This is a genomic window from Terriglobia bacterium, assembly GCA_036496425.1.
Taxonomy (GTDB): domain Bacteria; phylum Acidobacteriota; class Terriglobia; order 20CM-2-55-15; family 20CM-2-55-15; genus 20CM-2-55-15.
This window is the reverse complement of record DASXLG010000146.1, coordinates 22,143-33,257: the sequence shown is the minus strand read 5'-3', so window position 1 is coordinate 33,257 and position 11,115 is coordinate 22,143. Positions and strand designations below refer to the sequence as shown.

Genomic DNA, 11,115 nt, shown 5'->3' with positions numbered 1-11,115 from the left:
ATGACAAGCCGCTTAACCGCGATGCGCCCCGTATCCTGGTTCACTTCGACCTCGGCGACCGCGGAGCAATAGCCGTTGTCGCCCTCATACAAGACGCAGGAAATCCCACGACCGCTGACAGTGCCGGTCCGGCGAGGAGCGGCATTCCGCGGTGACGGCCGCGTGTCCCAGTTGGCCGCCTTCGCCGCTCCTTTGACCACATCCATCAAACGGGTATCGCTGAGATGGCGGAGCCGGAATTCCACCGGGTCGGCCTTTGCCTGCGCGGCGATCTCGTCTATGAACGACTCGTGCGCAAACGTGTTCTGAAGACGGGCCGGAGACCGCAGTGGTCCGGTAAACAACGGCGAGGGAACATCGTGCGACAGCACTCGCTCACTGCGGATCACGCCCGTGCCGCCGCTGCGGCCGTTCACGGCGCCCGCAACATACGATGGGACCGCATTGCTGTTGTTACCGTAATTGGCCGGGTCCGGGGCCGGTGTTCGTGCGGCAAAGGGAGCAGGAGGGAAACCAGCGAGAAAGCCGGTGACGACGTTTCCTGGACTGTTGTTTCCGGGACGTCCGCCGAGTGTCGGCGACCAGCCTTCATAATCCCACGCCAGGATCGTGCCGTCCTTGTCGAGGGCCGCGCGCTGATCGATGACGAAAGCCAGACCGTAGTTTTCCCACCCCATTTCGTCTTTTCGGGTCAGTTGAATCCGTACAGGTTTCCCGACAGCTTGAGACAACAGCGCGGCATCGTACGAGACAGTATCCGCTCCGTTAATGCCGTAACAACCGGCGCCCATTTTGAATATGACGTGGACATTCTCAGCTTGCATGCCGAGCAGCATCGCGAGCGTGCTTCGAAGGGGATAAACCGCCTGCGTCGGGGAATAGACGGTCGCTTTACCACCCTGGACGTCCGCTACGGCGCACGACGTTCCCATCGAACCGTGCATCTGGTATGGATAAAGGTAGGTCGCCTCGACGACCTTGGCGGCCTGGGCAAACCTGGCGTCAACGTCCTTCGAGTTCACCAGCCAGGTGTCACGAGTGGGCTTCCGGCTTCGCAGGTAATTGTGAATCTCGGTCTGTTTAGGAAGGCCCGTCCCGGAAGTCCAGGTGATCTTCAGCTTGTTTGCTGCTTGAATCGCCCGCCAGGGCTTCTCTGCCACGACGCCCACGAAATTCTTTTTGACGACAACCTTCACGACACCGGGAAGACCCGAAACGGAACTCTCGTCGACATTCATGACATTCGAGCCGACCGCCGGGGGACGTACCACTTGTCCATACAGCATGCCCGGCACACGAACGTTATGGACGTATTCGAATTCGCCTGTAGCCATTGCCGGAATCTCGATGCGCGGCACCGGCGTGCCGAGAACCGTCCATTCGCCCGGACTCTTCCGCTTCGCGTTTTTGTTCAGCGTCAGATTGAACTTCTTATCGCCGATCAAATCGGTGTAACTGACTTTTTTCGACGCATCGGATTTGGCAGTGATCACGCCGTCCTTCACGATCAACTGATCTGCCGGCACAGCCAGCCGGACCGATGCCATTTGCAGGAGCGCTTCACGGGCGGTGGCGCCGGCGAGCGCGAGCGCACCCTGATTGAAGTTGGTCGGATGGGATTGGGCTCCGGAGGTCGTGCCCTGATCCGGCGTCAGGGCCGTGTCGCACTGAATCAACTTCACGCGCTGGAAAGGAACTGATAATTCTTCCGCGACCAGTTGCATCTGGGCGGTATAGAGACCGTGACCCAGTTCACATTTACCGGTAAAAGCGGTCACGCTGCCGTCCGCATTGATCGACAACCAGGCATCGAGCTGATTGCTGCTCGCCCCGTCGAGCCGCTGCGAAAAGACGTCCTCCGGCATCATGGTGAAGCTGACGATGAGCGCGCCCGAAGTCTTTAGAAAACTCCTTCTGGATACACTCACGCCTTCGCTCCCTGCTGATATTTCTTGATCGCGCGCACCATCCGGGTATGCGCGTGGCAACGGCAGAGGATTCCCGACATGGCCTGTTGAAGATCAGCATCTGTAGCCTTGGGGTGGCGGTCGAGGTAAGCCTTGGCGGTCATGATGACGCCATTGACACAGAAGCCACATTGCATCGCCTGCTCATCGATGAACGCCTTCTGGATGGGATGCGGCTTGTCGCTTGAACCCAGCCCCTCGAGTGTCGTGATCTCCGCGCCCGCCACACTCGATACCGGCGTGACGCATGATCGAACGGCTTGTCCTTTGACGATTACCGTGCAGCACCCACACTGTCCGAGGCCGCATCCGAATTTCGGCCCTCGAAGGGCAAGATCATCGGAGAGGACATAGAGCAACGGCGTCGCCGGATCGATGTCGAGGGTGTGGGACTTGCCGTTCACTTTCAGGGTGAGCGTACTCATATTGTCGGCTCCAGCTAACGGGCGGCGCAGGGCTGTGGATTCCAGCCCTTTTCATCCGGTTCCTTTTTGAAGTGCGTGCTCGTGATGAATTCCTGATTCAGGTAGACGGGGTCGTTAACAACGGTGGTTATGATCAGCCAGGTATCTCCAGCCGGTTCGTTGGTGCGATCGTAGAATTCCGTCACGGTTGTTTTCTCACTGTACGGATATCCATTCTTGCGCAAATACCCCGGTTTGAGTCCGGTCGTCACGACTTTGAGCGAACCTCCGGCCGGAGGACCGCCGCGTCGCCCGCCGCCGCCTTCCCAATTGGCGCGGGAGTTGCCTTGAAGCGACGGGGCCGTGGAAGCAGACTGGTACTCGCCAAAATGGAACACGCGCGTCTGTCGGCCGGCGTCGGTTTCGATTTTCAGAGTGGCGTCGTTATCCCAGGTGATATGTAAGCGCGTCGGCACGCGCATGATGGCGGGAGCGCCGTAGGATTTGCACTGCTCGCCAGCTGCCTCGTCTTTTGCCGGATCCCATTTCTGACCTTCGGCAACGCCGGCGGGATTCGTCGGTATGCTCGCGAAATCGCCTTTTGCCGGCGTGACCATGCGCCAGCGCCAGTCTTCAGTGACGATCGAAACCCAATTACCCGTCAAATCGATCGGCGCAGCCGCGCGCGGCGCTTGGGGTGCTTGCCCTCGTCCGCCACGCTGGCCTTGTGCGAACAGGGTCCCCGCCATTCCAATGCAAAAAACAACGAACTTCATCAACCGCATGAGTGTGGGCACAAATTAACACAAAAATGGGGACAGATCACTTTTCGCGTCAAAAGTTGTTTCCGAACGAAACACATTTTGACGCGAAAAGTGATCTGTCCCCATTTTTGTTTCGAATCTTCCCGCGTGGTTTGATTGGAATTCCGCCTGCAAGTACTTAGACGTCTTCAAAAGCGGAAAGGCGTTTAATGACGGAACACGCAGTCGTCCAGTGGATTACCAATTACGGCTACTTTGGTATGTTCTTTCTCCTGATTTTCGGAATCATCGGCCTTCCGGTGCCGGATGAATGGCTTCTGGTCATCTCCGGGTATCTGGCTTTTAGAAATGTTCTGGGCCTTTTTCCGACGCTGGCGATCGCGGCAATAGGCAGCGCGGGCGGCCTGACGGTGAGTTATGTGCTCGGCAGGACATCGGGTGATTTCGTTATACGGCGATATGGACGCTGGCTATCGATCGATGACCAGAAGATTCAACGCGTCCAGCACTGGTTTCAGAACCTGGGCCGCTGGGTGCTCGTGGTGGGTCCGTTCATTCCCGGGGTGCGGAACCTGATGGGCTATGTGGCCGGCGCTTCGAAACTGGGTGTCCGTGTCTTCATGCGTTTCGCGTACGCCGGCGCTTTGATTTCTTCGACCAGTTTCGTAACGTTCGGATACTTCGCCGGACGCCACGTGCATTGGAATTATTCGAGGCTTCCGCTGATCGCAATTGCGGCCGGTGTCGTCTTCACAGCTTCCGGGGCTCCATTGCGAATCGCCTTTCGGATCAAAAACAAACTGGCGCCGGCAGCCGCAACAACGGCCAGCCGGCTCGCCGAAGCGAGTGCCCAGCCCGCTTGCTCGCCGAGAAAATAGCCGGCCAGAACGCATGTCACGGACGATACGGTCGCTCCCGCATAGGCATAAGGCGCAAAATGGCGCACTTTGAGCCGCATCATCCCGGACGTGAAACCGATCAAATTCCGGATTCCCGGAATGAAATAACCAAAAACCAGAGTCCAGCCGCCAAATCGTTCGAACCAATGGCGTGCCGTTTGAAGCCGCGTGGCGGCAAACGGCACTTTCGAAAGGTACGAACCCGATCCACGGCCGAGTGCATAGCTCAAGGTGATACCAACGACACTGCCCAATATCGCTGCCACAAGGGTCGGCAACAGGTTTAAGGCATGTGTTAAGACGAGGTATCCGGAAATGACCAACAGAAGCTGATCGGGCACCGGAACTCCGACGATACCGCCGATAAGAATGAAGAAGATCGCCGGATAACCGTACTGGCTGATCCAAAGGGCCATGGATTGCTGAAGCATTAGAAGAAAGCGTCCTTTACAGGAATGATCTGAAATGCTAACTGTGCCCTGGTTCTGGGCAACGGTAAGACCAGTTTAACCGATGACACGGGCCTTTTTCATATCGATTTTCGGCGGCCTTATGTCGTGGTGGGGACTGGGGTTACTCGCCGCGCTGGACTCGACCCTGGTGGTCGTGATTCCGCTCGCGGTGGATATTGCCGTAATTGTTCTGGCCTCCCGGACCCGCGATCTGTTCTGGCTCTACCCGATTATAGGAGCCCTGGGTTCGATCTGTGGAGCCGCCCTCACTTTCTACATCGGCCGGCGCCTCGGCGAACCGGGGTTGGAACACTTTGTTCCAAAAGGACGCCTGGATCGCATCCGCCGGCGCCTGGAGGATAAGGGCGCGGTGGCGCTGGCGGTGCTGGACCTGCTGCCGCCGCCCTTCCCGTTTACGGCATGCATCCTGGCCGCCGGTGCACTGGAGGTCAGTACGCCGATATTTTTCGTGACGCTGGGGCTGACCCGGCTGTTGCGCTTCGGAATTGAAGCAGTGCTGGCCTTTTTCTACGGCCGGCAGATCATCGGCTGGCTCCAGTCAACCACCCTTGAGTACATTGGTATCGGCCTGTTCGTTATTGCCATCCTGGCCACCACCATCGGGGTGATCGGACTTGTAAAAAAGACCCGCGCCCATCGAGGCCCCTCGCGCTCGCAGCCTGCAGCTTGATATAATCGGAACTTCGCATGTTGCTTCGTTTGACCTCCAAAGCTCCAGCTGCCGGCATTGCAGTCGCATTTACGTTGACAGTCTTATCTGCGCGCATTGTGAGCCTTGTTGATCCCGGGTTCCACTTCAACGTGAACGGGATTCATATTCATCACTACGTCTACGGAATATTTATTCTTGCAATTGCAGGCTACCTGGCACTGATCTTCCGGGGCGATGGCGCGAGGCCATGGATCGCGATGCTCTACGGACTGGGCATCGGGTTCACATTCGATGAATTCGGCATGTGGTCACATCCGGTGTTCCAACGGAACCGCTGGGACAGGACCGGCCTGACGATTGTGGTGATCGCCCTGTTGATGGTTGGAGTACTGCTTCCCCGTCTTGCCAGAAAATCTCAAAACCGTTTGGAAATCCCTCCATCTAATACAGTAGAGGTCTCTGATTCCGTAGAAGCCTCTTAAATTAGAAGCCTCTTAAATTCGTCTGGAGGGGAAGACGATGCGAACCAAGTCTTTTCTAAAGGCTTTGGTGGCCGTGATGGTTGGCATTTTGATCACATCCGCACCAAACGCCCGGGCCGCGCAACGCATGAAGCCCAGTCCGTCTCTTAATGGATCAACCGATAGAAACCCAAACAATATAAAGAGCTTGAGCGAAGAAGTCCGCCATCAGCTGGTCATGCTGCCCTATTACAGCGTCTTTGATTGGCTGCAAGCCGAGGTCAAAGGGAATGGGAGCATTACTCTGATGGGTGAGGTGACTCGTCCGACGCTCAAGGATGACGCGGTAACCCGTGTCAGGCGCATCGAGGGCGCCGGTACGGTAACGGACAAAATTGAAGTCCTGCCGCTTTCGAACATGGACGATCAGCTGAGAATTGCCGTATACCGGTCGGTGTACTCGTTCAATTCGCCGTTGTTCCGGTATGCAACGCAATCGCTTCCGCCAATCCACATCATCGTGAAGAACGGTGACGTCACTCTGAAAGGGATTGTGGCGAATCAGGCGGACAGTGATCTGGCCAACCTGGCGGCAAATCAGGTACCCGGAGTGTTCAGCGTCAGGAACGAATTACAGATCGAAGGCAGCACCGACGAACGGATCTCCGAGAGATAAGGGCGGCTGTCCAAGGTACACTAAGGTCGCATGATCGACCGCGACTTCCGGCAGCGGCTCTACGGCGAAATCAGGAATCTGATCCCGCTGTTCCGCTATCTGCTGCTTCAAACCGAAACACACGCCTTCTGTCTTGCGCTCGCGGCCGCGGCGTTGCTTGGGTTCTTTCCAGCGTGCCTTGTCATGCTCGCGATTTTCAGGAACGTCCTCAAATGGGGTAGGGCCTATGATGTATTGCTGAATACCCTGCGAGAGTACTTTCCTGTACACCAGGTTTTTGTCGTCCACAACCTGGACGTTTATGCCAAGCGTATGGGTCACCGCACTCAGCTGACGTCATTGCTTTGGGTTCTGCTGGGTGCCGCCGGCGTTTTCATACCTCTCGAAACCGGGCTGAACAGGCTCTGGAAGATTCAGGAAGACCGCCCTTACTGGATGAACCAGCTCATGGGTTTCACGCTTACGGTAGTTTGCGCGGCGCTGGGCCTGTTCTTCTTATCCATTTCGACTGCTCTGCATTCTCTGATCACATATCTGCCGTTTGAGCTCGTCAGAGCCGCAATGAGTTTCATTGTGATTCGCACGACCATGACATGTTTCTTCGTCGTTGCGATCTTTGCGCTTTATAAATTTTTACCAAACCGGAAAATTGATGCGCGTCAGGTGCTTCCAGCAGCTATTCTGGCTGGAATCATGGCTGAAGTGGTCCGCATCGCTTATATCAAGGTCGTGCCGGAACTCGAACCGACGCAGGGACCTTTCGCGATATCCGTAACATTCCTGTTGCTCGTGTATTTCGAAACCTTCGTGCTGCTGGGTTGCGCGTTTCTCGCAAGCGAAACAGCACGATATCCCTGGATGGGGTTCCTGGCCCGCAAAAGAACCAACTTGCCTCCACGATGAAAAAATCTCCTCTGCTTCCCATCTTTTTAATTGTTCTGGTTGACGTTCTCGGGTTGACCATCATTCTGCCGCTGCTGCCCTTCTACGCCGAATCGATGGGAGCCACCGCCGGAGTCGTCGGTCTGCTGGTTGCGACGTATGCGCTATGCCAGTTGATCGCCGGACCGCCGTTAGGCCATCTCTCGGATCGGATCGGGCGGCGGCCCGTGCTGCTGGTGAGCCAGATCGGCACCTGCATCGCATTTCTGATTCTGGGATTTGCGCGTGTCCTGTGGCTCGTCTTCCTTGCGCGCATCATCGATGGCCTGACTGCGGGAAACCTGACCGTCGCCCAGGCCTATATTGCCGACGTGACAGAGCCGGAAAACCGGGCAAAAGCATTCGGCCTTATCGGCATCGCCTTCGGCATTGGTTTCCTGATCGGCCCGGGAGTGTCCGGTTATCTCGCGCAGTTCAACAACACCTATCCCATTTTTGCCGCGGCAGCGTTGTCGTTCACGAGCATCATGTGCACGTACTTTCTTCTTCCTTCCGTCATACCCCACCCCCATCCCGAACTTGCAAGCAATGTCTCGAGATGGACCGCCGCCATGAATTCCTTCAAGGACCGCCAGCTTGGTCCACTGCTCTGGCAGTTCTTCGCGTTCACCTTCGCGTTCAGTACGTTTTTCTCCGGCTTTGCTCTATTCGCCGAGCGTCGATTCATGCATAACGGAATGCCGTTCGGTACAAAGGAAGTCGGATATTTGTTTGCCTTCTCCGGACTGGTCGGAGCCTTGATCCAGGGCGGCGGAATGGGAAGACTCGTAAAAATGTTCGGAGAGAGCCGGCTCGTTCAGCTCGGCTTCGCCACGATGGCTGTGAGCTTCGCGTTACTGTCAGGCGTGCACGGCGTTCCCCTGTTGCTTGCCGCTATCGGGTTGCTGACATTCGGCAGCGCAGTCCTGCGTCCCAGCCTCACTAGCCTGATCACGATGCGCGCTGAGCGCCATCAACAGGGAATGGTGATTGGTCTTATGCAATCGCTGATGGCGATTGCCCAGATCATTGCACCGGTGATTGCCGGATTTTTGATTCAGGGCGAGCTGCTGGCGATGTGGGCCCTGGCCGGCGGCGTCTTTTGCGCCACCGGCTGGGCATTCATCATATTGATGCGCTAGGTTTAGCCGCAGATGACGCGGATGGAACGTACCAACAGACTGTTTTGCGTTCCATCCGCATCATCTGCGTCATCTGCGGCTAAACATCTGTCTAATCCGTTTTGCGCGCGGATTTCGGCGGGAAGTCCTTGAACATCTTTTCAACCGCCTTGTCCAGGTTCTTGCTGTTCGTCTCCGGTTTGTCGGAAACCGTATCGCTGGCGGAAGCCCACCACACCACCTGCTTGTTTTGGGTGTCAAACAGGTCGACCAGCAGTGTCCCGACTTCGTAGGTGTCCACGACGACCGGGCCGCCCCAGTAGCGGCGCCAACCCCAGCCGGGAAATCCGCCGTAGAAACTATCCAGGGTTTGTTCCTGTCTTGTTGCGGTATTTGCGGCGATGCCGAGATCCGCGTTGCCGGCTGCAAGCGTCAGACCTTTTGCTTCGAGCTGAGCATTAACTGCCTCCATAATCCGCTGCTTCATCAATGGATTCTCAGGGTTTGGCTCCTTGATCCACTTGAATGTTCTGTACTTGGCAAAGTCTATGGCATGGTCATGGTCGGTCTTGATGTCCTGCGCGACGGCGAAGGTTGAAATCATCAGCATCGCACAAAGCGCAATTATGTTGATAATTCGCATGGTTCTGCCCCCTGCTATTTCTAGCTGCAAAACCGGTTCCGCTTTTTACCTGGTGAATTTGACGCCGTCGGTAAGGAGCTTTTCGTAACGATCGAGATCGATATTGTTCTCGGCGCAAACGTACTCTTCGAGCCTGGTGCCTTCACGCAACATCAGCGTCGAGTGGAGCGTCCAGGGTTTCGTCAGGACCTTCGGATCTTCCATCGTCACGTCGTAGTTGATCTGGTCTTTGTCGACGCGTGTGAATCGCTCGGTGATATGGAGTGCATCGGAGTGAAACGTTCCCGTGCCGGCGAGCCATGTTTTATCGTTGAATCCGACGACATCGACGACCAGCGTGTCGCCTTCGAAGTGACCCACGGAATTGCCCAGATAGCTCGGAAGCAGATCATCATCGGGATGCTTTGCGTTCAGCGGAATGACCCGGAATACGTTCATATACTCATAGAGCATGACGATCTGAGTCGGAGTCTGCACGATCTGTTGCGGAAAAAGGCCGAGCATGATTGTCCGCGGAATACCGGCGGGCAGGCACTTAGCGGTCGGATCGTCGATGCCCCGGCGGTTGAAAGCCTCAAGCACCTTCTGCGCAGCCCAAGGCTGATATGGAGCGCCTTCGCGTCCCGCGGGCCGGTCGTTTGAAGAGAGCGTGACGGGTGCTGAAGGATCGCGGCCGCTGCCGCCGACACCGGTTCCGGTGTTGGCTTCTTCCCATTTTCCACGCTGCGTGCTGCCACCCTGCCAGACACCGGTAAGATCCGGTTTCCCATCGGGCATACGAGGAATGGCGTTCTTAGCGGCCTTCGGCTTCGGGGCCTGTGCATACAATGACGCAGGCGCAAGGGCAAACCCCAGAATCGCTGCAGCGATCATGGCGCGCATCTAATGCACCTCCACTGCGGGAGTATTTCCCCCATCGCCCGTTCCGGCAGGAGGTCCGAAGAAGAGCTTGCGGCCGCCCGGCAGTGTGATCTCGCGGGAGTGAGCCCAGTTGCCTCCATCGCGCGCCTGCCATCCGAATACCGTGATTTTGTCGCCCGGCTTCAACGTGGTGTCTTTCTTCCAACCGGTTCTCATGAGGACGGCAGGGTTGTAGCCCTCGAACTTCCAATTGACAACCTTGCCTTGGGCATCCGTTACGTCGAGGTAGAAGTGGCTATGCGGATTCGTCCATTCCACTTTTGTAATGACGCCCGTCAGGGTGATCGGCTTGTTGACGTCGTATTCCGCTCCAAACGAGTGATGCGCCAGCAGCGGCATCGACATCAGCAATATGCCCAGCAGCCCGGAAAATGTCCGAATACCCCTCGTCATAGTCCACCTCGGCGCTCAATTTATACAAAACGCTGCTGAAATTCAAAAACTCGCGGACGATTGCTTAGCCCATGAGCAAAATGGTCCGGTTTGAAAAGGGTAATCCGGGAACCGCTTCATAAACAATGCTTTGAGACATGCAGGTTAGGTTACAGAAGCCGGCTTGAACGAATCGATAAAGCCTGCGGCGTTTTCGGAGCGTAAATCTCTTCTGCCGAAATCGAAGCTGCGGATAAACCTGGCCTTATCCCAACTTCTCTTGAGGGGTCCAGGCACCAGGCGTAAGCTAACTACATGGAGACTTGGATCGTTGCTGACCCTGATCACTTGGGCGGAAGCCCACGAGTTCGAGGCACCCGCATTTCGGTCGCGCTTATTCTCGAGTCGCTGGCTGCCGGGATGAGCATCGCCGAAATTGTTGATGCTTATCCAAGTCTCACTGAGGAATCGGTGCGTGGCGTTCTTGCTGAACTCGCACATCGTCCGGATCTCCAACCTGCGTGAAAATTCTGCTCGACGAAAACGTGCCTCGGAGACTGGTTCAAGGTTTGCGCGCCAAAAACCACGAAGTCGAGGCGGTGCATATCTGAAATTTTCTGTCCACTTTGCCGATTTAAGGGTTCAATCGGCGTTTGTTGCGTTTCATTTCCGATTTGTTGCGTTGAATTCCCCGTTTTCGCGCTTCATTTGTCTTTTGCGGCACTCAATTCCCGGAGTGGACAAAACATTTGAAGATGCAGCGAGAGAATTCACGTTTGAGCCTTCAATTTGTGATTTGATCGTGCAATTTCAAAACTGAACGTCCAATTTATCGTTTGGG

General features: G+C 56.2%; 13 protein-coding genes. 7 read left to right on the top strand and 6 right to left on the bottom strand.

All coding sequences use genetic code 11. The annotated features are described in order from the left end of the window. From VGK48_10685 to VGK48_10675, 3 genes are all read right to left on the bottom strand, one after another. A partial coding sequence (locus tag VGK48_10685) for a molybdopterin cofactor-binding domain-containing protein (protein HEY2381631.1) occupies positions 1–1,928 on the bottom strand: 1,928 nt, incomplete at its 3' end. Further along, positions 1,925–2,392 carry a (2Fe-2S)-binding protein gene (locus VGK48_10680; protein HEY2381630.1) on the bottom strand — a complete coding sequence of 156 codons (468 nt, stop codon included), beginning with the start codon at positions 2,390–2,392 and terminating at the stop codon, positions 1,925–1,927. The genes VGK48_10680 and VGK48_10685, both read right to left, overlap by 4 nt. 14 nt (positions 2,393–2,406) lie before the next feature. Further along, on the bottom strand, positions 2,407–3,168 hold the full coding sequence (locus VGK48_10675) for a hypothetical protein (GenBank protein ID HEY2381629.1): 762 nt from the start codon (positions 3,166–3,168) through the stop codon (positions 2,407–2,409). Positions 3,169–3,344: 176 nt separating this feature from the next. On the opposite strand from VGK48_10675, the gene VGK48_10670 reads away from it, so the two are divergent. The 6 genes from VGK48_10670 (at position 3,345) to VGK48_10645 (ending at position 8,359) form a co-directional block, all read left to right on the top strand. Next, the gene (locus VGK48_10670) at positions 3,345–4,013 is read left to right on the top strand and encodes a DedA family protein (protein HEY2381628.1); all 669 of its coding nucleotides are present in this window, start codon (positions 3,345–3,347) and stop codon (positions 4,011–4,013) included. Positions 4,014–4,547: 534 nt separating this feature from the next. Then, entirely contained in the window at positions 4,548–5,177 is a 630-nt protein-coding gene (locus VGK48_10665) for a VTT domain-containing protein (GenBank protein ID HEY2381627.1), read from the top strand. 17 nt (positions 5,178–5,194) lie between these two features. Beyond that, the gene (locus VGK48_10660; GenBank protein ID HEY2381626.1) at positions 5,195–5,641 is read left to right on the top strand and encodes a hypothetical protein; all 447 of its coding nucleotides are present in this window, start codon (positions 5,195–5,197) and stop codon (positions 5,639–5,641) included. 187 nt (positions 5,642–5,828) lie between these two features. Continuing rightward, positions 5,829–6,296, top strand: a complete 468-nt coding sequence (locus VGK48_10655) for a BON domain-containing protein (protein HEY2381625.1) — start codon at positions 5,829–5,831, stop codon at positions 6,294–6,296. Positions 6,297–6,326: 30 nt separating this feature from the next. Next, positions 6,327–7,199, top strand: coding sequence for a YihY/virulence factor BrkB family protein (locus VGK48_10650; protein ID HEY2381624.1), 873 nt, complete (start codon positions 6,327–6,329; stop codon positions 7,197–7,199). Further along, entirely contained in the window at positions 7,196–8,359 is a 1,164-nt protein-coding gene (locus tag VGK48_10645) for an MFS transporter (GenBank protein HEY2381623.1), read from the top strand. The genes VGK48_10650 and VGK48_10645 overlap by 4 nt, the downstream gene beginning before the upstream one ends. Positions 8,360–8,450: 91 nt before the next feature. Here VGK48_10645 and VGK48_10640 read toward each other — a convergent pair whose 3' ends face one another. The 3 genes from VGK48_10640 to VGK48_10630 are packed head-to-tail and all read right to left on the bottom strand — an operon-like array spanning position 8,451 to position 10,295. Next, positions 8,451–8,981 (bottom strand): DUF4136 domain-containing protein, encoded by a 531-nt coding sequence (locus tag VGK48_10640; GenBank protein HEY2381622.1) that lies wholly within the window; start codon positions 8,979–8,981, stop codon positions 8,451–8,453. Between the two features lie 45 nt (positions 8,982–9,026). Beyond that, complete coding sequence (locus tag VGK48_10635; protein ID HEY2381621.1) at positions 9,027–9,863, bottom strand: hypothetical protein; 837 nt, start codon at positions 9,861–9,863, stop codon at positions 9,027–9,029. After that, positions 9,864–10,295: a DUF6152 family protein gene (locus VGK48_10630; protein HEY2381620.1), complete on the bottom strand. Its 432-nt coding sequence runs from the start codon at positions 10,293–10,295 to the stop codon at positions 9,864–9,866. It abuts the gene before it with no gap. Between the two features lie 294 nt (positions 10,296–10,589). Here VGK48_10630 and VGK48_10625 point away from each other — a divergent pair, with 294 nt between their 5' ends. Further along, on the top strand, positions 10,590–10,799 hold the full coding sequence (locus tag VGK48_10625) for a DUF433 domain-containing protein (GenBank protein ID HEY2381619.1): 210 nt from the start codon (positions 10,590–10,592) through the stop codon (positions 10,797–10,799). Positions 10,800–11,115 lie beyond the last annotated feature (316 nt).